This is a genomic window from Pseudomonas sp. Snoq117.2, assembly GCF_900110545.1.
Lineage (GTDB): Bacteria > Pseudomonadota > Gammaproteobacteria > Pseudomonadales > Pseudomonadaceae > Chryseomonas > Chryseomonas benzopyrenica.
The window spans coordinates 201,692-220,646 of sequence record NZ_FOED01000005.1; the positions used below are offsets into that span (position 1 = coordinate 201,692).

The following is an 18,955-nucleotide window of genomic DNA, read 5'->3' on the forward strand; positions in this document are numbered from 1 at the left end:
AAGAGGTGCGCCACTGTAATGGCTAAGTGCTATCTCTTCCAGTGGCTCGGCGGTGCTATGGCGCGGTTTAGAAGGGTTTCCGGCGAATGGCCTGACTGTATGGCTGGCCTGGCGCAGCACTGTATCTGGCCAACTCGCCTGGATGAGACCGAGACTCTCGGCTCACCCCGCGCACCTGGTAGCCCCATGCACCTCGCCATCCTGACCTTCGACGGCTTCAACGAACTGGACTCCCTGATCGCCCTGGGCATCCTCAATCGCATCAAGCGTTCGGACTGGCGGGTGTCGCTGCTGGCGCCCACGCCCTGGGTGACCTCCATGAATGGCGTCCGTCTGGAGCGGCAGGCCGGCCTCGACGAACTGGCCGACTGCACCGCCGTACTGGTGGGCAGCGGCAACCGGACGCGTGAACTCGCCCGGGATGCTGTCCTGCTGGAGCAGCTTGCCGTGCTCGATCCCGTGCGCCAGCTGATCGGCGCCCAGTGCTCCGGCACCCTGTTGCTGGCGCGTCTCGGCCTGCTCGACGGCGTACCCGGCTGCACCGATCTCACCACCAAGCCCTGGGTACAGGAGGCCGGCATCGAGGTACTGGCACAGCCCTTCTTCGCCCGCGGCAATCTGGCCACCGCCGGTGGCTGCCTGGCCTCCAGCTACCTGGCGGCCTGGGTCATCGCCCGGCTGCTGGGCCGCGAGGCAGCTGCCGAGGCGCTGCACTATGTAGCTCCGGTGGGTGAGAAGGAGGACTATGTGGCGCGTGCGCTCGGCAACATCGAGCCCTATCTCGACCATGAACCCCTGGAGGTCGCCTGCGCATGCTGAAGGTCCTTGGCCGCGTCTCTTCGATCAACGTGCGCAAGGTGCTTTGGTGCCTCGATGAACTGGGCCTGGGCTATGAGCGTGAAGACTGGGGCGCCGGTTTTCGCTCGGCGCAGTCCGCCGACTACCTGCAGTGGAATCCCAATGGCCAGATCCCGGTCTTGCTGGACGGCGACTTCGTGCTCTGGGAATCCAACAGCATCCTGCGCTACCTGGCCAACGCCCGGGGCGGCGAGGCGTTGTATCCCGCCACACCGCGGGCACGGGCACGGGTCGATCAGTGGCTGGACTGGCAGGCCAGCGAACTCAATCCGGCCTGGAGCTACGCCTATCTGGCCCTGGTGAAGCAACAGCCACCGCAGCCCGATCCGCAGCGCCTGGCGCAGGGCATCGCCACCTGGAACGGGCGTATCGCCATTCTGGAGGCGCACCTGGCGCAGCACGGCCCCTATGTGGTCGGCGAGCGCTTCAGCCTGGCCGACATCGCCCTGGGGCTGTCGCTGCACCGCTGGCGCAGCACCCCCATGAAGCGGATCGCGGCACCAGCCATCGAGGCCTATCTTGCGCGCCTGGCCACGCGACCGGCCTGGGCCTGCTATGCCAGTGATGCCACGCCCTGAGCAGCCCGCCGGGCAGCGCCGGCAGGCGCCGCTCGCACGTCAGGCGAAGACGAAATACTTGCGCACCGTCTCGACCACTTCCCAGGTGCCCTTCATGCCGGGTTCGACGACGAAGATGTCGCCGGCCTTGAGGTGGATGGGTTCCTGGCCATCGGGGGTGATGATGCAGTAGCCCTCCTGGAAGTGGCAGTACTCCCACTTCACGTAGTCGACGCGCCACTTGCCGGGGGTGCAGATCCAGGTGCCCATGATCTTGCTGCCGTCATCGGAGGTGTAGGCATTGAGGTTGACGGTATGGGGCTCACCCTCGATGCGCTCCCACTTGCAGGCATCGACCACGGGCAGGGGTTGGGTGTCGCGCAGAACGGTGATGGGCGGGTTGGCCATGGCGGCTCTCCTGGTGATGGAAGCCGCCAAGGGTGAGGGGTCGCCCCGAACCGGAGTTGTCCAGGGTCGACACCGACCAGCGTATTTGCGCTATTCGGCCGGCTAGCGCTCCACCTGCCGATTCCAGCGGGCGTTCCACTGCGGCCTTACCTTGTTGACCTCGTCCCAGTCGATGGTCACGGCGGTCTTCAGGTAGTTCTGCATGGCCTCCACCTGGCCGCGGGTCTTGTCGGTGGTGGGGGTATTGGGGTTGGACGGAATCTGGTCGCCCAGTTCCAGCGCCGGGGCCTGGGCCTCGGGGGTCAGCAGGTACTCAGCCAGTTGCTGGGCCAGCTCCGGCTGGTCGTTGTTGGCGGTCACGCATTCGGCGACGTTGAGCACCACGGCGCCTTCCTTGGGCGGCGCGTATTCCACCGGGATGCCCTTGAGCTTGAGCGCGGTGACCTGGGTGGGCGTGAGCGGGAACAGCGCCGCCTCGTCGGTCTGCACCATCTCCGAGAGCTTGGCCGAACTGGGGATGTACTCCAGCACATTGGGGCCGACGGTGGTGGGCCAGGCCTTGAAGCCGGGGGCGACGTCCTGCTCGGTGCCGCCCTGGAGGCGGTTGAACATCAGGAAGCCGTGCAGCCCGAAGGTGGACGAGGACAGCGACTGGAACACCACCTTGCCCTTGTATTTGGGATCGGCCAGATCCGCCCAGGAGGTCGGCGCCGCCCAGCCTTTTTCCTTGAACAGCCGGCTGTTGTAGGCCAGACCGGTCACGCCCAGGCTGACGGCGGCCGCCTGGTCCTTGATCTTGGCCTTGTCGGGAATCTGCGCCAGGCTCGCGCTGGGCTTGAGCGGGCTGCACAGATTCATGCCGATGGCGCGGTACATGATGCCGTCGTCGAGAAACATCACGTGGATCGGCGGCTTCTGCGGACTGGCCTGGACCTTGGCGAGGATGTCCGCCGAGGTGCCGGGCACGATCACCACCTTGACGTTGTGTGCCTTCTCGAAAGCAGGCAGCACGCTGTCGGCATAGAGGCGCTCCATGGTGCCGCCGTTCATGCCGAGATAGAGCGTCGGTTCGGCCACGGCGGCCAGGGGCAGGCCGGCGAGGGCCACGAGCAGGGCGGGGGTCAGGCGCATGATTGCGAACTCCTGGGCTGGGAAGGGAAACGGGCGATAGAAAAGGCCTGCAGGCTGTGCCGGGGCGCGCCCTGCAGGATGCACTCGGCCAGGGCTTCACCCGCCGCCGGCCCGATCTGGAAGCCTGCGCCGGCAAAGCCGAAGCCGTGCAGCAGGCCGGGGGTGGTAAGACTGGGGCCGAGCACCGGCTGGTGATCCGGCAGATAGCCCTCGACGCCGCTCCAGGTGCGGATGGCCTGGGCGCCGGTGAGGGCCGGATAGAGTTCGGCGGCGTTTCTCAGGATATCGAGGATGGCCAACTGGCCGGGGCGGGCGCGGTCGGCGTCGAGGGCGAAGCCGCGCCCCCCGCCCAGCACGCAATTGCCCCGTGCCACCTGGCGGGCATAGATGCCGCCGCCTTCCACGCCGGTACTGGCGGTCATGAAGGGCGGCAGCGGTTCGGTCACCAGCATGGCCGGATGGGCCGCGGTGAGGGGCACCGGCTCGCCGAAGCGGGCGGCCAGCTCCGCTGCCCAGGCGCCCGCGCAATTCAGCAGCCAGGGCGCGCTCAAGGTCAGGCCGCTGTCGGTGCGGAGCTGGAAGCGCTGGCCGTCGTGCTCGACCGCGGTCACGGCGGTCCGTTCGAGGATTCGGGCGCCCGCGCGGGCAGCCGCCTGGGCGAAGGCCGGCGAGACCAGGCGTGGATTGGCGTGGCCGTCCTCCGGGCAGAAGGAGGCACCCACGGCGATGTTGCCGACCCAGGGAAAGCGGCGGCGCAATTCGCCGCGGTCGAGCAGTTGCAGATCGAGGTCGAAGCCTTGGCTGGCCTGGGCATAGGCCTGCAGGGAGGCGAAGTCGGTCTCGCTGCGGGCCAGCTTGAGATGGCCGGATCTGAGGTATTCGCCATCGGTACCCAGCAGGTCCTGCAGACCGCCCCAGATCTCATGGGCACGGCTGGACAGCGGCAATTGCACCAGCGGCCGGCCCTGGCGGCGCACCCCGCCGTAGTTGACGCCACTGGCCTGGGCGCCGCAGAAGTTGCGCTCCAGCAGGGCGACGCGCTGGCCGCCCTGGGCCAGGAACAGCGCCGCGCTGCTGCCGACGATGCCGCCGCCGATGATCAGCACATCCACGTCCAGCCGGCTCATGGCGCCAGCTCCACGCCAAAGGGCAGCGGCTTGATTGGCGCCTGGGCGCGCAACCGGCCGATCTGGTCCAGCGGCCGACCACTGGCGCAGGCGATCAGCTCGGCCGCCGCCGCGCCGCAGAGGCGGCCCTGGCAGCGGCCCATGCCGACCCGGCAGGTGGCCTTGACCCTGTTGATCTCCCAATGCCCCTGATCTACCGCAGCGCGGATCTCGCCGGCGCTGACCTGTTCGCAGCGGCACACCATCAAGTCATCCGGCGCCTTGGCGGCCCAGTCCGCGGGGAAGGGGAAGGCGCGCTCCAGGCCCTGGCGAAAGACCTCGAAGCGGGTCAGGCGTGCTTGCAAGGCGTCGACCCGCGTCGCGTCCACCGCCAGGCCGCGATCAGCCAGCAGGCTCAGGGCGGCCAGTTCGCCGGCCAGTTCGGCGGCATCGGCACCCTGGATAGCGGCGCCGTCGCCGGCGAGGTAGACCCCGGCCTGGCTACTGCGGCCGCCGTTGTCCCGCACCGGTAGCCAGGCGCGATTGAGCGGATTCCAGGCGAACTCGCAGCCCAGTAGATCGGCCAGCTGGGTCTCGCTGCGCAGCGTCTGGCCGAAACCCAGGGCGTCGCACGCCAGTCGGTGCGCTTCACCATCGGCAGCGCGCCAGCGAACGGCCTCCACACGGCGTTCGCCTTCGACGGCAAGGAGTTCAGCGCCCTGGTGCACGGGCACGCTGTGCAGCGCCAACCAGCTGCGGTAATAGAGCCCCTTGGCGAAGGTGGCCGGTTGACCGAGCAGCGCCGGGGTAGCCGCGGCCTGGTCGCGGAAGGGCGCGCTGTCCAGCACCGCCAGCGGCTTGGCCCCGGCCTTGGCGTATTGATAGGCGACCAGATAGAGCAACGGGCCGGTACCGGCCAGCACCGGTCGGCTGCCGATGGCGCAGCCCTGGAACTTGAGCGCCACCTGGGAGGCGCCCAGGCTGTAGACACCCGGCAGGGTCCAACCCGGCACCGGCAGGATGCGGTCGGTGGCACCGGTGGCGACGATCACCTGGTCGAAGGCCAGGCGATCGACGTAGCGGCCCTGGCTCAGGGTATCCAGAGCGCTGTGCTCGGCATTCCACACAAGGGTGTCGGGCCGATAGTCCAGCGCCTTCTGCATCTCGGTCAAAGCACCGTGCAGCGCCTGGGCCTTGCCGGCTTCGAAGCCATAGAGCGCCTTGAGCGGGCGCCGGAAATTGCCCGGTTGCTGGCGATAGATCTGGCCACCGCCACGGGCGCTTTCGTCCAGCAGCACCGGCTCAAGACCATGGGCGACCAGGGTCTGGGCCGCACGGATGCCCGCCGGCCCGGCGCCCACCACCACCACCACGGCGCTCACAGCGGCCGCCCCGGATCGCGACTGATCGCCTGGCCCGCTTCGAGAAAGGTGGCGCAGGCGCGCACCCGGTGGCCATCGGCCAGGCGCACCCAGCAGTCCTGGCAGGCGCCCATCAGGCAGAAACCGGCGCGGGGTTCGCCGCCGAAGTCGCTGCCGCGCAGGTGATCGCTCTGGGTGAGGATGGCGGTGAGCAGGGTATCGCCCTCCAGGCCCTCGGCCGGTTGGCCGTCGAGGGTGAAGGCCAGGGTCGGGCGGTCGCCTTCGGCCACCCGCTTGAGCAGTGCCATGGAGGGGTCTCGGCTGTTCATTGTTTGCCCACCAGCACGCGATCCAGGCCGTAGATACGGTCGAGCAGGATCATGGTGGCCGCGGTCAGGGCAATCACCAGCGCCGACACCGCCGCCATCATGGGGTCGATGGATTCGGTGGCGTAGACGTACATCCGCACCGGCAGGGTCTGGGTCGCCGGCGAGGTGACGAAGATCGACAGGGTCACCTCGTCGAAGCTGTTGATGAAGGCCAGCAGCCAACCGCCGGCCACCCCGGGCAGGATCATCGGCAGGGTGATGCGGCAGAACAGCGTGGTGCGACTGGCGCCCAGGCTCTCGGCGGCCTGCTCGGCGCTGCGGTCGATGCCGATGGCGGCGGCGATCACCAGGCGCAGCACATAGGGGGTGATCACCACCACGTGGGCCAGCACCAGCCAGCTGAAACTGCCATTCACCCCCAGCAGTGCGAACAGCCGCAGCATGGCCACGCCCAGCACCAGGTGCGGGATGATGATCGGCGAGAGGAACAGGCCGTTGAGAAAGCCCTGGCCGGGAAAGCGGTAGCGGGTGATGGCCAGCCCGGCCGGCACCGCCACCAGCGTCGCCAGGGTGGCTGACAGCGCCGCCAGCTGCAGGCTGTTGTAGAAGGCGGTAAGGAAATCCGCCCGCTCGAACACGGCGGCGAACCAGCGCAGCGAGAAGCCGGAGGTGGGCAGGCTGAGGGTGTTCTCCGGGGTGAAGGCTACCAGGCAGACCACCACCAGCGGCGCCAGCATGAAGACCATCACCAGGGTATGGAAGGCGAGCCCGAGCGGGCCGTTGCGGGTCATGCGGTCAGACTCCCAGGGCACGTTTGTAGCGGCGTTCCACCAGGCGATTCCAGCCCAGCATCACCAGCAGGTTGAGCAGCAGCAGGGCCACCGCCAGGGTGGCGCCCATCGGCCAGTTGAGTTCTGCCAGGTACTGGTCGTAGATCAGGGTGGCGACCATCTTCAGCCGGCGTCCGCCCAGCAGGCCGGGGATGGCGAAGGAGCTGGCGGCCAGGCCGAAGACGATCAGCGTTCCCGACAGCACCCCGGGCATCACCTGAGGCAGCACGATGCGCCGCAGCACCGTCAGGTGACTGGCGCCCAGGGACAGCGCGGCCTGTTCGGCGGCGGGATCGAGTTTCTGCAGCGAGGTCCACACCGGGATGATCATGAACGGCAGCATCACGTGGACCAGGCCGACGATCACCGCGAAGGGGGTGTAGAGCAGCTTCAGCGGCCGCCCGCCCAGGGCCACGATGGCCTGGTTGACCAGTCCATCGGCGCCCAGCAGCAGACTCCAGCCAAAGGCGCGCACGACCACCGAGATCAACAGCGGCGTCAGCACCAGGATCAGGAAGATCGAGCGCCAGGGCGCGCCCATGCGACTGAGGACGATGGCCTCCGGTACCCCAATCAGCACGCAGAGCAGGGTGACCAGGGCGCTGATCCAGAAGGTGCGCAGGAAGATCTCGTAGAAGTAGGGATCGCCCAGCAGGCTCAAGTAGTGGGCCAGGGTGTAGCTGCCTTCCTTGATCCCGGTCTCGTAGTCGAAGACGTTGAAGGACAGCGCCAGGGTCAGCGCCAGGGGCGCCAGCAGCAGTCCGGCGAACAGCACCAGGGCCGGGGCGCTGAGCATATAGGCGCGACCGGTGCCGCGCAGCAGGGTGCTCATGCGGCGGCCTCCGCGGCTTCCAGTCGGCGCAGCAGACCGTCGTCCCAGTGCAGCCCGACGCGCTGGCCCTCGTCCAGCGGCGGCAGCCCATCGTTGCTGCGCAGCACCGACATCTCGCCCAGCGCCGTCTCCAGCCGATACAGCCACTGGCTGCCGAGGAAGAAACGGGTCAGCACCCGCCCTTGCAGACGTCCCTCACCGGCGGGGCGCAACTCGATCTTTTCCGGCCGCAGCGAGATCGCCAGGGCGCCGCCGGCGGCGATCTGCGGCCGACCCTGGGCATCCAGGCTGCCGGGCAGCAAGTTGGCCTTGCCGACGAAATCGGAGATGAATCTGTTGCGCGGATGTTCGTAGAGGCGATAGGGCGCATCCACCTGGGTGATGCACCCGGCCTCCATCACCACCACCCGGTCGCTGATGGACAGCGCCTCGGACTGGTCGTGGGTCACCATCAGGGTGGTGATGCCCACCTCGCGCTGGATGCGGCGGATCTCGAACTGCATCTCCTCGCGCAGATGGGCGTCCAGGTTGGACAGCGGTTCGTCCAGCAGCAGCACCGGCGGTGCTATCACCAGCGCTCGGGCCAGGGCCACCCGCTGGCGCTGGCCACCGGAAAGTTCGCGGGGATAGCGCTCGGCATGCTGACCCAGATGCACCAGGCCCAGGGCCTCCTCGACGCGCCGCGCCAGTTCGGCGCCCGCCACCTTGCGCATGCGCAGGCCGAAGGCAACGTTGTCGCGCACCGTCATGTGGGGAAACAGCGCATAGCTCTGAAAGACCACCCCGAGGCCGCGACTGGCCGGCTTGGCGTGGGTGATGTCCTGGCCGTCGAGCAGGATGCGCCCGCTGCTGACGTCGACGAAGCCGGCGATCATCTGCAGGGTGGTGGTCTTGCCGCAGCCGGAAGGGCCGAGCAGGGAGACGAATTCGCCGCGCTCGATGGCCAGGGTCGAACCGGCCACCGCGTAGCTGTCGCCGTAGCGCTTGCTGAGGTTGTCGAGAGTCAGGAAAGCCATGGCCGCAATGCTCCTCCGGTCGCGCCCACGGGGAAGGTGGGCAAGGTGTGGGCAGGGCGAAAGACAGCCTGGATCTGGGACGTTGGCGCTCGCTCGACTGGCGGCGTCCGGTGATTGTGAGTATCGCCCTATGGACCTGAAGGTAAGGGCGACCTAGGATGCCGGACAAGCAGGTTTTTCACTGGATGAACCCTTTTTTCAAATTTATTCACTCAGTGAAATATTTTGGAGCGCTGCAGATGGAAGATTCCAGTGAAAGAAAGGCGGCGGCAGGTGAAGTAGGCGTTGGCGCCATCAGCCGGGTGTTCGCCGTGGTGCGCGCCCTGGGTGAGGGTGATCCCGAGGGGGAAAAGGTTACCCGTCTGGCCGAGCGCGTGGGCCTGTCGCAACCCACCACCCACCGGCTGCTGCGTGGCCTGGTGGAGGAGGGCATGGTCGAGCAGTGCGCCCGCAGCAAGAGATACCGGCTGAGCCTGGACTTCTTCGCCCTGGCGGCTCGCGCTGGCCAGGTCGGCAACCTGCGCGACCTGGCGCGGCCGAGTCTGCTGCGGCTGTCGGCGTCCCTGGGCGACTCACTGTTCCTGCTGGCGCGTAGCGGCTTCGACGCCATGTGCCTGGACCGCAGCGAAGGACCCTATCCGATCCGCACCTTCACCGGCGACATCGGCGGTCGCGTGCCTCTGGGCGGCGGCCAGGGCGCCCTGGCGATCCTGGCCTTCCTGCCCGAGGAAGAACGCGAAGAGGTGATCCGCTACAACCTGCCGCGGCTGCGCGACGCCCATCATTACGACGAGGTGCTGCTGCGCGCCGAGATCGACAACGTCCGCCAGCAGGGCTACGCCGCGCGCAACACCGGGGTGCTGGCCGGCATGGCGGGCCTCGCCGTCCCCATCCTCGACCGCAACGGCCGGGCGGTGGCGGCCCTGAGCGTGGGCACCCTGAGCGAACGCCTCAACGCCCAGCGCCTGCCCACGGTGATCGAGCTGCTCAGGCGCGAAGCTGGGGTGATTGCCGCGCGCATCAACCCCTTCGATCCGGTATTGCGCCGGCCGACCCAGGGGTTTGGCTGAAAGGGGTTAGAGCCTGTTCAAAGTCTCGCGAGCTAGAGACAAACAAGGCGGAAATGGCTGAGGAAGCGGAGTTTACGAATGGTAAATGAGCATTCCGAAGCCATTTTCAACGCCGTTTGGCCGACGCGCAGCAGGCTTTGAATAGGCTCTTAGAAGAGCGGACCGGAGCGGGTGTTATTCCCCTTCGCCAGCCGGTCATAGAGCACCACATTGACCGTGGCCGCCAGATTCATGCAGCCCTGGGTGGGGATGTACACCACGTCCTCGCACCAGTCGCGCAGCTCCTGGCTCAACGAACCGTCCTCCGAGCCGAACAGATAGAGCGCGCGATCGGGATGGGTGTATTCGGGCAGCGGCCGGGCGCCGTCGACTAGCTCCACCGCCACCGGCACGCATCCCAGCGGCAGGATGCGGCGCAGGTCATCGATGTTGATCAGCGGGATGTCCTGGTGGACCTTCTTGGTATCGGTGACGAAGTCCTTGGCGCGGTCGTAGCGGGTGCCGGTATAGAACACCGAGGCCACCCCATAGCAACCCGCCGCCCTCATGATGGACCCGACGTTGGACGGCGACTTGGGGTTGCTCAGGCCGATGCAGGCGTATCTCTTGTTGCTCACGTCAGGAGGACTCTCGGGAAAACCGCCAGTATAAGGCGTCGAAGGTTGCAGAAACCGACTAAGATGCGCGCCCGCGTCTCCAGCCCCGAGCCCCTGCGATGTCCGCCACCGCCCTCTACACCGACCTGTCGGCCTACTACGACCTGCTTTGCGCCGACATCGACTACCGGGCCCAGAGCCAGGCGGTGCTGCGCCTGCAGCGGCTGTTCGGCAACGGCGGCAGCCGTCACCTGGATCTCGCCTGCGGCACCGGCCCCCATGTGCGGCATTTTCTCGATGCCGGCTTCCAGAGCAGCGGGCTGGACCTCAATCCGCCGATGCTGGCCCAGGCTGCGCTGCGTTGCCCGGAGGCGGACTTCTCCTGCCAGGACATGTGCGCCTTCGAGCTGGAGCAGCCGGTCGATCTGATCACCTGCTTTCTCTACTCCCTGCACTACAGCGGCAGCCTTGCACGGCTCCAGGCTTGCCTGATGCAGGTCCGGGCGGCCCTGACCCCGGGCGGCCTGTTCTGCTTCAACGCCGTCGACAAGCGCCGTATCGACAATGCCTCCAGCGTCGGCCACAGCGTCGAACGGGCCGATGGCCACTTCAGCTTCGCCTCCGCCTGGCACTACCCGGGTGAGGGCGAACACCAGCAACTCCGCCTGCGCATCGAACGCCGCCACGCCGGCCAGCAGCAGACCTGGCAGGACGAACACCCCATGGTGGCGGTGGACTTCCCCGAACTGCTGGCCCTGCTGATGCCGCAGTTCGACGTCCAGGTGCTGGAGCACGACTATCAGCGCATCGAGCCCTGGGCCGGCGAGGCGGGCAATGCGCTGTTCGTCTGCGTCAGGCGCTAGAGTCTGTTCAAAGTCTCGCGAGCTAGAGCCAAACAAGGCGAAAATGCCTGAGGAAGCGGAGTTTACGAGTGGTAAATGAGCATTCCGAAGGCCTTTTCAACGAAGTTTGGCCGACGCGCAGCAGACTTTGTACAGAGTCTTAGTGGGCATGGGCGTGCATCCCGCCATCCACCGCGATGACATCACCGGTGAGGTAGCGCGCCAGCGGTGAGGCGAGAAAGGCCACTGCATGACCCACGTCTTCCGGCTCGCCGAAGTAACCGATGGGAATGTGGCGAGCGATGAAGGCCTGGCGCGCCTCGGGTGTCGGGTGCAGCCGTTGCAGGATCTGCTCGGAATTGATCCGCCCCGGCGCGATGGTGTTGACGGTGATGCCCTCGGCCGCCAGTTGGCTCGCCAGCCCCTTGGACCAGAACTGGATCGCCGCCTTGGCCGCCCCGGCGCCGTTCAGGTCCCGCGGCTCCATGCTGCCGCTGAAATTGACGATGCGTCCCCAGCGCCTTTCGCGCATTCCGCCCAGCAGCGCCTGGGTCAGGCGGCGGGTCGCGGTGAAGTTGAGATTCCAGGCTTCGTCCCAAGCCGCATCGTCCGCCGTCACCGAAAGCGGTCTTGTGCCGCCGGCGTTGTTGACCAGGATGTCCACCCGGCCCAGCCCTTCCCCCGCTTCCCGCGCCAGACGCTGGACGTCCTCGGCATCGGTGATATCCGCCGCGATCGCCAGCGGCCGGGCATGACCCGCCGCCACGATCTCCTCGGTCAGGGCCTCCAGGGCGTCCCGCCGCCGTGCGGTGATCGCCAGCCGAACGCCTTCGGCCGCCAGGACGCGGGCTATGCCCGTGCCTATGCCCATGCTGGCACCAGTAACCAAGGCAGTCCGGTCGTGCAGTTGCAGATCCATGATCGATTCTCCAGGGGTGAGGATTTTCGTAGGTTGGGCTGAGCGCAGCGAAGCCCAACACTTCGCAACCTCACCCACACCACTAGCCTCACCCATCACCCAAATGAGATAAACGCCACCTAAGTGTAGGGATTCCTTAACAGGAGTGTTGAATGGATCTGCTCGACAGCATGCAGGTGTTCGTCGCCGTGGTGGAGCGTGGCAGCCTGGCCGCTGCGGCCCAGGCCCAGGGCATCTTGCCGACCATGGCCGGCAATCACTTGCGCGGTCTGGAGAAGCGCCTGGGTCTGCAATTGCTGGTACGCACCACCCGGCGCCAGCGCCTGACCGCCTTCGGCGAGGGCTACTACGCCCGCTGCCGTGAAATCCTCGCCCTGGTCGCCGACACCGACCGCCAGGCCGAAACCCAGCGCCTGGCGCCCGCCGGCATCCTGCGCGTCTCGGCGCCGGTGTCCTTCGGTACCTACGGCCTCACGCCACGGCTGGGCGACTATCTGGCGCGGCATCCCCAGGTCACCCTTGATCTGGTGCTGAGCGACCGCGTCCAGGACCTGGTTGAGGAGGGCATCGACATCGCCATCCGCATCGGCGAACTGGCCGATTCCTCCCTGGTGGCGCGACCCCTGGCGCCCTATGAGATGTGGTGCTGCGCCGCGCCCGGCTATCTCGCCCAGCGCGGCACGCCCGAGCGACTGGCCGATCTGGAGACCCACGACTGCCTCGGCATGGACCCTCGCGCCCTGAGCCAATGGCGCACCCAGACCGGCACCACTTTCGGCCCGCTGCCACCCGGTCGCCTGCACCTCGCCAACGGCCCCGCCCTGCGCCTGGCCGCCCTGCAGGGCCTCGGCGTCATCCTGCAGCCGGCCTTTCTGCTGCAGGATGACGTCGCCGCCAGCAATCTGGTCCGCCTCTTCCAGGGCCAGGAACTCACCCGCCCCCTGACCGCGCTCTATCCCCAGACAAGATGGCGCTCGGTGACGGTGAGAAGCTTCGTGGAATTCCTGCTAGCGGAGTTCACCCCGTAGCGTGGAAAACGGCACAGGCCTTTCCATTCAGGCTATCAAAGCACTCCCTTAGGACTTCCGTCTTGAAAGGCTTCGCATTGTCTCAACCGTGACGGCTGATTTCTTGAGGGGTGAAGAGTATTTTATTTGTTTTCTGTATATGAATATCCGAATTTTAAGTCATCGGCTTTGTTCTTTTTTGATATTTTTAAAACTTCTTTTGCGAAAAGGTATTGGTGATGTTTAAGTTATTGGAATCTCACGAAATCTACGCCGCTATTTTTCTTTTTCTCTTTTTGATTTCGGTCTCTATAAAAGTGTGTGGACAGTTGATAGGTTTTTATAGGAGGAATTTTGCTTTAAAGTGGTTGCATCTAGTTGGGGATTTGAGAAAGTTCTCAGGTGGTATTGAATCTCGCCAGGAAATAAATCGACTTCTTGATTCTTTGGAAGAGGCGAGCATTTTTAAAGTCATTTGTGGGCTGGATATTTCACCTGCTTTTAGGTCTGAGTTGATTAGGCTGCATAATACAGGGCTTATTAGGATTTCAGATTTTAAATTGATAAGCCCATACCTTTTTTTTAAGGATGGGGTGTTTTTGATCAAGATAAAGTTTATCTATAGGTTGATGGCTTGGTTCACATTACTTTTTGGTGTTGCAATTATCTTTTATGGTGGTGTTGTCATGGTTGTACTTCATCAGTCAGGAAGTTTATTGGCTGACGCTGTAGGGGCTTTTATTTTGATTGTCTCAATCTTTTTGGCCTACGGTGTGAGTCAGGATTTTCGAAATTATAAGCGGCTAGTTTTGATTAAAAAGAAAATGAAAATCTAGCCTCTAGATCCAATAATGTGGAAAACGGCGTTAGCCTTTTCCACTCTCACTGATTAATGTCTTCCTTACGGCTTCATCGTCACCAATCCCTTCTCCATGAATACACTCAACGGATCATCCAGATACCTACCAAAAGGCCCGCGTCGTTCGTAACCCGCTGCCGCGTACAGGGCCAAAGCCTCCGGCTGATAGGGCCCCGTTTCCAGTCGCGCCAACTCACACCCGCGCGTTACCGCTTCACGCTCCAGTTCCGCCAGCAGGCGACCACCCAGCCCATGCCCGCGACCCCTGGGGCTCACATACATCCGCTTGATCTCGCCATAGCCCTCATGCAGCACCATGGCCCCACAGCCCAGGGCACTGCCGCTGTCATCGCGGGCGACCAGGAACAGCACGTTCGGCTGCATGAGCGACGTCAGATCCAGGGCATGACGACTCTCGGGCGGATAGAGGCCGTCCTGATAGGCATCCAGTTCGGCGATCAGGGCGATCACCTCGGGTTGGTTGGGAGATTCGAAGGCGATGGGCATGGTGGCTCCGGTCAGGCTATCCCCCAAGCCTAAGTCATTAGCGCGGCCTTATCCCAGGCTCATCCGCAATCCATCCCGTCCGCCGCGCTTGGCGGCGTAGAGGGCACCGTCCCCGCGTTCCAGCAGGGCCGCGAGGCTTTCCGGCGGTTGATCGAACAGCACGGCGCCGATGCTCAGGGTGACGGGCTCGGGCGTCCGCAGGCGCTGCGCTGCCAGCTGGTTGAAGCGCTGGCGCAGGGTGTCTGCCAGGCGTACGACATCCGCATCAGCTGCTTCACCCAGCAACACCACGAATTCATCGCCCCCCAGCCGGGCGGCCAGCGCCTGGCGGGGCAGGGAGGTGCGCAGCAGGTCGCTCAAGGCGATCAGCAGGCCGTCACCGGCCGCATGGCCATGGAGGTCGTTCACCAGCTTGAAGTTGTCCAGATCGATCAGCAGCAGGGCGCCGGGTCGAGCCGGTGTCGCCTGGCCGAACAGTCGCGGCGCCTCGGCTTCCAGCGCTCGGCGGTTATAGAGGCCGGTCAGGGGATCGCTGCCGGCAAGGCGCTCGATATGCTGCTCGCGGCGATAGCGCACCGTGCCGGTCATCGACAGGGCGATCAGCATCACCGCCATCACCCCCTCCACCAGGGAGACCTGGATGATGGCGCCGCGATAGACCGCCAGATCGATCAGGGTGCCGGGGGTGAGCGGCGGGATCATCTTGATCAGGTAGAAGAGGCCATGGATCAGCAGCACCGCGCGCAGCTGCCGCTCTCCGGCATTGCGGCGCCGCAGCAGCAGGCTCGCCCGTATCGCCAGGACGCCGATCAGGAAAGACTGCACCACCAGCATCACCTTGGACCACCAGGGCTCGTTGGGCAGCAGCAGCAACCCCAGCCAGAGGGCGGCGATGGCCCACCAGCCCAAACTCAGACGGCGTCCGGTGAAGCGCGCCACGCCGAGTAGAAAGAGGCCATGCACGAAGATCAGCAGCCCATTGGCGAACCAGATGCCCACCAGCAGCAGCCCCTGACTACGCAACAGCGCCAGGGTGCTACCCACGCAAATCAGGGCGAAACCCGTGCTCCAGTACAGCAGCGCCGACTCGCGCACCGACCGCCACTCGATGGCCAGATAGCCCGCCGCGGCAGCCGCCAGGGCGATGGTGAGGGTCAGCATGGTGGGGGCATCGAGTGCCATGGGCGAATCGGACCTGTCTGGATACGAGAAGGGTGCTCCCTGCCTGGGACGAGCACCCGCCAAAGCGGAGCCGCACCGCAGTCTTATCGACACGGCAGGCGCGGGCTTGAGGCAGAGGATTGCGCGCCATGATGACGGGCAGATAACCCTAATTCAAACCTGGCCTTTGGCTGGCGTAGGCGGCACGCCCGTTATTGGGGCTTCACCAACGCCCGAATCGCCGTGGCCGGCAACCGCGCCGTGCTGCCATCCGCCAAGCGCAATACGAACGCCTCACCCAGCGACCAGACCACCTGCACATCCTGCAGCACGCAGTGCTCGGTCGTGGGCTGCTCCTTGGCGCAGTAGGAGGTATCGAGCACGATGGCCTTGGCCTGGTAATTCCCCAGGCCCAGCGTCCTGACCATGGTCTCGGGCAGGGTGGTGAGCACACCGCTATAGCCGGCCAGAAAGAGGGCGAAGAACAGCGAAAACATCATCGCCGCCTTCCAGCCAGCGATGAACAGCATGGAAGTCATGGTCGTGACGAAGGCAATGATGAAGGGGGCGATGGCCAGGGCGCCCCACTTGAGCAGCGGCTGCCAATCGCTCACCAGCGGATAGGCCTGGGCCAGCATCCAAACGATGAACAGGCCGACAACCATCGTCGACAGGTAAGCCTCCCAGACGAACTTCAGGAAACTGAAGCGGCGCATGTCGAACAATCCCTGTATGGCCATGCCCGCCAGTAGCGTGATGGCGATGGGCGCAAGCAAGGCACCGCTGAGGAACAGTTCAGGATCGACGAAGAGAATGGCCGCATTACTGAACCCCGCCAGCAGATAGGGCACGAAGAACACCAGCGCCATCAACAGCATGATCTTGCGAAAGCGCCCCTCGCCGCGATAGGGCAGGGCGTAGCTGATGTCTTCCTTGATCGCCGCCGTATTGATGAAGCGGTAATAGACCCAGGCACCTGGCAGAAAGAGTGCGGCAACGAAGGCGCCAATGGTCAGGAAGCCCAGACAGGCAGCGGCCAGCAGCAGTGACGAAAACTGGAAGAGATCGAAGCTGGGATAGAAATGGTTACGGGCGAAATAGGCCAGGAACATCCCGAAGCCCAGGGTCGGCGGTAGCCCCTTGGCCAGCAGCGAAGCATGACGCCGTAGGAAGGTACCGGAAAACTTGAGGATGAAGTCGAAGAAGGCATCAGTGTCGGTGGAGGGTTGGTCAGTCCAGCGGGGCACAAAGAATCCCGTATTTTTTGGTTTCTAGAGGAGGTAGATGATATGCAGCCTAATCCTCGAAGCTCCATTCAAGCTGTTTGTATAATGCTGTTCTGTTTTCTTTTTCTAACATGGAAGTGGCAAGCCTGAATCTCTCGTTTATTTCCAGTAGCTCATAGTTTTTCAATTTTTCAAAAAGCTTATAGATATTGGGGTCAATGACTGTGCTTCCATAGCTGGATAGCTCTTGCTCTGTAATTTCTATTAGGCTGTACTTGGCTGTGCTATTTGCTAGAAATTCTGCGGTTTTTTTGCTTATGCTTTTTGCATCTTTCAAACATAGGTGCCTGAACACTCTAATACACGCACCCAAAGGGTTAGGATTTTCTTCTAAGACTATGTCCATTCTCCCTGCTTCTATTTCTTCAAAATACATCGGGGCGCAAATTATATCTTTGGTTCTCCAGTTCATAAGGATTGCGTCCCAGTTTAATATTGTTGTCTTTGTTAGAGATTCTATTCCTTCATATTTTATGTGGCCATTTGCTATAGCCCAAGTCTTTTCAGCATGCCAGAAATCAATAAGACAGCCCGCTATTTCAAGCCTGTACCCATCAAATTTATTTTTTTCCGCCTGTAGGCTTTCAACTATTTTTTTGCATTCTTCCCAGTCCCCATCTGTGACCAAATCTAAATCAGAATTAAATCCTCGGCTTCCAAAAAAAGCTAAATCTCGAAGTGCTCCGCCAAATAGATATAGGTCTCCGTTGGAGATTTTTTTAGATAAAAAATCCAGGAATAAATCAACCTTTGGAAAGTTATTTATTTTGGGATTGAATTTCTTTGTGTTTGGACTTAGATTAAGTTTTAACTGGTTATTGGTGCTTTGATCTTCTTTAAACCTAAAAAAACGCTTAACGCGTTTTTTTAGGTTTTCTTTTGAGCTTACAGGGCCAACTTTACTGGCTTGCATTTTCTAGCGCTTTGAATTCATTGTGTTTCTTTATTAGATACGACTCCGTCATTCCGGATATAGAATCGCAAATTAGCTGCGCTTTAGTATAGTTAGAGTGTGCGCCTTTAGGTGGTGAAGATGTTTTGTAAACTCTTCGATAGTTTTCAGAGATGGCTCCGTAGACATATCTTTCGAAAGGTCTGTCTTTTCCATCTTCATTGGATACAGCTTTCCAAAGCATTGTCATCATGCTTTTAATGTGGTTGCTACCTTGCAATTCAAGTTTGAGAACATCTTTATGTTGAAAGCCGTGCTTTCTGTCAAAGTCTTTTGTAATTCTGCAAAGTGTCGAGCAGGTAGAGTTTTCTATTATTTCAAAACCTGGCTGTAGATTACCCGACATCATTTTTTCAATATTAGAGACAAATACGTCTGTTGCAGCAGAGACCATCGAAGAGATCGCTTTGACTCTGAACATCTGCATTGAAATGTCATTTAGCTCTCTTGAGCTAAGGTCTCCGCTTCTGAAGTTATGATTTTTAGATTTTGAATAGCCAACCACTTCCGCAACGACCTTGTCATTGCCACTATTATTTTCGAGATGATCCATTAGGTCGTAAAAAGAGGCATAGCCTTTTTTTACTGTATCTTCGGCGTCGATAATGGAGTAGGCAATATCGTCGCATGCTTCCATTATGTAGGCCAGCGGATGTCTTATTCCTTCAGATAGCCCTGTCTCTTGCCAGACTTCTTGTATTATCTCTCTCACTTTGAAAAGCGCCGTGCTTTTTAAAGCCCCCTTTGCTTTTTGAACCATAAACGCTAGGGTACTTTAATAGTGCAGCTAAAGTGCTGACAGTTAGATTTAATCCGAATTTATCATTTAATAGCTGTAATCTAGTCAAGAGTCTGAACGTTTGGGCATTTCCGTCAAACTCTAAGAAGTCTTTGTCAAATGATTCATGTTTCTTTTCCAAAAACCACTGTTGTATGGCGAGTTCACCTTGATGTCCAAAGGGAGGGTTGCCAAGGTCGTGTGCCAGTCCTACTGCAGCCAAAAGTGCAGGAATGTTTCTTTTGGCTTGAAGTTTTTCGTGGTCAGTACCGAATACTGCCTCCCCGTGTTCAAAGGCTAATTTAATGCCAATGCTTCGCGCAAGATTGCTTACTTCATGGGAGTGGGTCAGTCTGGTACGAACTGAGTCGTGCTCCTCCATAGGATAGACTTGAGTTTTATCTGCTAATCGTCTCGTAGGTGTCGCAAACAGAATTCTGTCGTAATCGCGCTCAGACTCAGTTCTCCCGGCTCCTGTATTGCTGTCCTCTGGGCTCTCATGAAGAGTTTTACGACGTACCGGATTTAATAGCTTTTCCCACGTAAGCAT

General features: G+C 62.1%; 22 protein-coding genes. 6 read left to right on the forward strand and 16 right to left on the reverse strand.

What is annotated here, in order from left to right; genetic code table 11:
• Positions 1–186: 186 nt before the first annotated feature.
• Positions 187–819: a DJ-1/PfpI family protein gene (locus tag BMZ43_RS14885; protein ID WP_093254655.1), complete on the forward strand. Its 633-nt coding sequence runs from the start codon at positions 187–189 to the stop codon at positions 817–819.
• Positions 813–1,436 carry a glutathione S-transferase family protein gene (locus tag BMZ43_RS14890; RefSeq protein WP_093254658.1) on the forward strand — a complete coding sequence of 208 codons (624 nt, stop codon included), beginning with the start codon at positions 813–815 and terminating at the stop codon, positions 1,434–1,436. Before BMZ43_RS14885 ends, BMZ43_RS14890 begins: the two co-directional genes overlap by 7 nt.
• A 39-nt stretch (positions 1,437–1,475) precedes the next feature.
• Here BMZ43_RS14890 and BMZ43_RS14895 read toward each other — a convergent pair whose 3' ends face one another.
• The 8 genes from BMZ43_RS14895 to BMZ43_RS14930 form a co-directional block, all read right to left on the reverse strand.
• Complete coding sequence (locus BMZ43_RS14895) at positions 1,476–1,823, reverse strand: cupin domain-containing protein (RefSeq protein WP_007160512.1); 348 nt, start codon at positions 1,821–1,823, stop codon at positions 1,476–1,478.
• 102 nt (positions 1,824–1,925) lie between these two features.
• A complete protein-coding gene (locus BMZ43_RS14900; RefSeq protein ID WP_093254661.1) occupies positions 1,926–2,954 on the reverse strand; it encodes an ABC transporter substrate-binding protein in 1,029 nt (342 codons plus the stop codon).
• Positions 2,945–4,081: an NAD(P)/FAD-dependent oxidoreductase gene (locus tag BMZ43_RS14905; protein WP_093254664.1), complete on the reverse strand. Its 1,137-nt coding sequence runs from the start codon at positions 4,079–4,081 to the stop codon at positions 2,945–2,947. The genes BMZ43_RS14900 and BMZ43_RS14905 overlap by 10 nt, the downstream gene beginning before the upstream one ends.
• Complete coding sequence (locus tag BMZ43_RS14910; RefSeq protein ID WP_256562941.1) at positions 4,078–5,442, reverse strand: FAD/NAD(P)-dependent oxidoreductase; 1,365 nt, start codon at positions 5,440–5,442, stop codon at positions 4,078–4,080. Before BMZ43_RS14910 ends, BMZ43_RS14905 begins: the two co-directional genes overlap by 4 nt.
• Positions 5,439–5,729, reverse strand: a complete 291-nt coding sequence (locus tag BMZ43_RS14915) for a (2Fe-2S)-binding protein (protein ID WP_093254889.1) — start codon at positions 5,727–5,729, stop codon at positions 5,439–5,441. Before BMZ43_RS14915 ends, BMZ43_RS14910 begins: the two co-directional genes overlap by 4 nt.
• 17 nt (positions 5,730–5,746) lie before the next feature.
• The gene (locus tag BMZ43_RS14920) at positions 5,747–6,541 is read right to left on the reverse strand and encodes an ABC transporter permease (RefSeq protein WP_059315655.1); all 795 of its coding nucleotides are present in this window, start codon (positions 6,539–6,541) and stop codon (positions 5,747–5,749) included.
• A gap of 4 nt (positions 6,542–6,545) precedes the next feature.
• Entirely contained in the window at positions 6,546–7,412 is an 867-nt protein-coding gene (locus tag BMZ43_RS14925; RefSeq protein WP_093254666.1) for an ABC transporter permease, read from the reverse strand.
• The gene (locus BMZ43_RS14930; protein WP_093254668.1) at positions 7,409–8,428 is read right to left on the reverse strand and encodes an ABC transporter ATP-binding protein; all 1,020 of its coding nucleotides are present in this window, start codon (positions 8,426–8,428) and stop codon (positions 7,409–7,411) included. The genes BMZ43_RS14925 and BMZ43_RS14930 overlap by 4 nt, the downstream gene beginning before the upstream one ends.
• A gap of 239 nt (positions 8,429–8,667) precedes the next feature.
• On the opposite strand from BMZ43_RS14930, the gene BMZ43_RS14935 reads away from it, so the two are divergent.
• Positions 8,668–9,498 carry an IclR family transcriptional regulator gene (locus BMZ43_RS14935; protein WP_093254671.1) on the forward strand — a complete coding sequence of 277 codons (831 nt, stop codon included), beginning with the start codon at positions 8,668–8,670 and terminating at the stop codon, positions 9,496–9,498.
• A 149-nt stretch (positions 9,499–9,647) separates the two neighbouring features.
• Here the strand turns inward: BMZ43_RS14935 and BMZ43_RS14940 are convergent, their stop codons facing one another.
• Complete coding sequence (locus BMZ43_RS14940; RefSeq protein WP_059226744.1) at positions 9,648–10,115, reverse strand: RNA methyltransferase; 468 nt, start codon at positions 10,113–10,115, stop codon at positions 9,648–9,650.
• Positions 10,116–10,213: 98 nt separating this feature from the next.
• Between BMZ43_RS14940 and BMZ43_RS14945 the strand changes: the two genes are divergently transcribed.
• Complete coding sequence (locus BMZ43_RS14945; protein ID WP_093254674.1) at positions 10,214–10,957, forward strand: class I SAM-dependent DNA methyltransferase; 744 nt, start codon at positions 10,214–10,216, stop codon at positions 10,955–10,957.
• A 139-nt stretch (positions 10,958–11,096) separates the two neighbouring features.
• On the opposite strand, the gene BMZ43_RS14950 is transcribed toward BMZ43_RS14945, so the two are convergent.
• Positions 11,097–11,855 carry an SDR family NAD(P)-dependent oxidoreductase gene (locus BMZ43_RS14950; RefSeq protein ID WP_093254678.1) on the reverse strand — a complete coding sequence of 253 codons (759 nt, stop codon included), beginning with the start codon at positions 11,853–11,855 and terminating at the stop codon, positions 11,097–11,099.
• Between the two features lie 152 nt (positions 11,856–12,007).
• Between BMZ43_RS14950 and BMZ43_RS14955 the strand changes: the two genes are divergently transcribed.
• Both BMZ43_RS14955 and BMZ43_RS14960 read left to right on the forward strand, forming a co-directional pair.
• Positions 12,008–12,883, forward strand: a complete 876-nt coding sequence (locus tag BMZ43_RS14955) for a LysR family transcriptional regulator (RefSeq protein ID WP_093254682.1) — start codon at positions 12,008–12,010, stop codon at positions 12,881–12,883.
• Positions 12,884–13,101: 218 nt separating this feature from the next.
• A complete protein-coding gene (locus BMZ43_RS14960; protein WP_093254685.1) occupies positions 13,102–13,698 on the forward strand; it encodes a hypothetical protein in 597 nt (198 codons plus the stop codon).
• 65 nt (positions 13,699–13,763) lie between these two features.
• Here BMZ43_RS14960 and BMZ43_RS14965 read toward each other — a convergent pair whose 3' ends face one another.
• From BMZ43_RS14965 to dgt, 6 genes are all read right to left on the reverse strand, one after another.
• Positions 13,764–14,228 carry a GNAT family N-acetyltransferase gene (locus BMZ43_RS14965; RefSeq protein ID WP_093254690.1) on the reverse strand — a complete coding sequence of 155 codons (465 nt, stop codon included), beginning with the start codon at positions 14,226–14,228 and terminating at the stop codon, positions 13,764–13,766.
• 48 nt (positions 14,229–14,276) lie between these two features.
• Positions 14,277–15,410, reverse strand: a complete 1,134-nt coding sequence (locus BMZ43_RS14970) for a GGDEF domain-containing protein (RefSeq protein ID WP_093254694.1) — start codon at positions 15,408–15,410, stop codon at positions 14,277–14,279.
• Between the two features lie 191 nt (positions 15,411–15,601).
• Entirely contained in the window at positions 15,602–16,636 is a 1,035-nt protein-coding gene (locus BMZ43_RS14975) for a YjgN family protein (RefSeq protein ID WP_093254697.1), read from the reverse strand.
• 49 nt (positions 16,637–16,685) lie between these two features.
• Complete coding sequence (locus BMZ43_RS26085; protein WP_143075264.1) at positions 16,686–17,588, reverse strand: hypothetical protein; 903 nt, start codon at positions 17,586–17,588, stop codon at positions 16,686–16,688.
• Positions 17,575–18,387: a hypothetical protein gene (locus tag BMZ43_RS26730; RefSeq protein ID WP_218189457.1), complete on the reverse strand. Its 813-nt coding sequence runs from the start codon at positions 18,385–18,387 to the stop codon at positions 17,575–17,577. The genes BMZ43_RS26085 and BMZ43_RS26730 overlap by 14 nt, the downstream gene beginning before the upstream one ends.
• Positions 18,293–18,955, reverse strand: a complete 663-nt coding sequence (gene dgt, locus BMZ43_RS26735) for a dGTP triphosphohydrolase (protein WP_218189458.1) — start codon at positions 18,953–18,955, stop codon at positions 18,293–18,295. Before dgt ends, BMZ43_RS26730 begins: the two co-directional genes overlap by 95 nt.

Bases quoted from the DNA above. Each gene is read 5' to 3' on its own strand.
- BMZ43_RS14885 (WP_093254655.1), top strand. From the start codon at position 187: ATGCACCTCGCCATCCTGACCTTCGACGGCTTCAACGAACTGGACTCC.
- BMZ43_RS14890 (WP_093254658.1), top strand. From the start codon at position 813: ATGCTGAAGGTCCTTGGCCGCGTCTCTTCGATCAACGTGCGCAAGGTG.
- BMZ43_RS14895 (WP_007160512.1), bottom strand. From the start codon at position 1,823: ATGGCCAACCCGCCCATCACCGTTCTGCGCGACACCCAACCCCTGCCC.
- BMZ43_RS14900 (WP_093254661.1), bottom strand. From the start codon at position 2,954: ATGCGCCTGACCCCCGCCCTGCTCGTGGCCCTCGCCGGCCTGCCCCTG.
- BMZ43_RS14905 (WP_093254664.1), bottom strand. From the start codon at position 4,081: ATGAGCCGGCTGGACGTGGATGTGCTGATCATCGGCGGCGGCATCGTC.
- BMZ43_RS14915 (WP_093254889.1), bottom strand. From the start codon at position 5,729: ATGGCACTGCTCAAGCGGGTGGCCGAAGGCGACCGCCCGACCCTGGCC.
- BMZ43_RS14920 (WP_059315655.1), bottom strand. From the start codon at position 6,541: ATGACCCGCAACGGCCCGCTCGGGCTCGCCTTCCATACCCTGGTGATG.
- BMZ43_RS14925 (WP_093254666.1), bottom strand. From the start codon at position 7,412: ATGAGCACCCTGCTGCGCGGCACCGGTCGCGCCTATATGCTCAGCGCC.
- BMZ43_RS14930 (WP_093254668.1), bottom strand. From the start codon at position 8,428: ATGGCTTTCCTGACTCTCGACAACCTCAGCAAGCGCTACGGCGACAGC.
- BMZ43_RS14935 (WP_093254671.1), top strand. From the start codon at position 8,668: ATGGAAGATTCCAGTGAAAGAAAGGCGGCGGCAGGTGAAGTAGGCGTT.
- BMZ43_RS14945 (WP_093254674.1), top strand. From the start codon at position 10,214: ATGTCCGCCACCGCCCTCTACACCGACCTGTCGGCCTACTACGACCTG.
- BMZ43_RS14950 (WP_093254678.1), bottom strand. From the start codon at position 11,855: ATGGATCTGCAACTGCACGACCGGACTGCCTTGGTTACTGGTGCCAGC.
- BMZ43_RS14955 (WP_093254682.1), top strand. From the start codon at position 12,008: ATGGATCTGCTCGACAGCATGCAGGTGTTCGTCGCCGTGGTGGAGCGT.
- BMZ43_RS14960 (WP_093254685.1), top strand. From the start codon at position 13,102: ATGTTTAAGTTATTGGAATCTCACGAAATCTACGCCGCTATTTTTCTT.
- BMZ43_RS14965 (WP_093254690.1), bottom strand. From the start codon at position 14,228: ATGCCCATCGCCTTCGAATCTCCCAACCAACCCGAGGTGATCGCCCTG.
- BMZ43_RS14970 (WP_093254694.1), bottom strand. From the start codon at position 15,410: ATGGCACTCGATGCCCCCACCATGCTGACCCTCACCATCGCCCTGGCG.
- BMZ43_RS26085 (WP_143075264.1), bottom strand. From the start codon at position 17,588: ATGCAAGCCAGTAAAGTTGGCCCTGTAAGCTCAAAAGAAAACCTAAAA.
- BMZ43_RS26730 (WP_218189457.1), bottom strand. From the start codon at position 18,387: ATGGTTCAAAAAGCAAAGGGGGCTTTAAAAAGCACGGCGCTTTTCAAA.
- dgt (WP_218189458.1), bottom strand. From the start codon at position 18,955: ATGCTTACGTGGGAAAAGCTATTAAATCCGGTACGTCGTAAAACTCTT.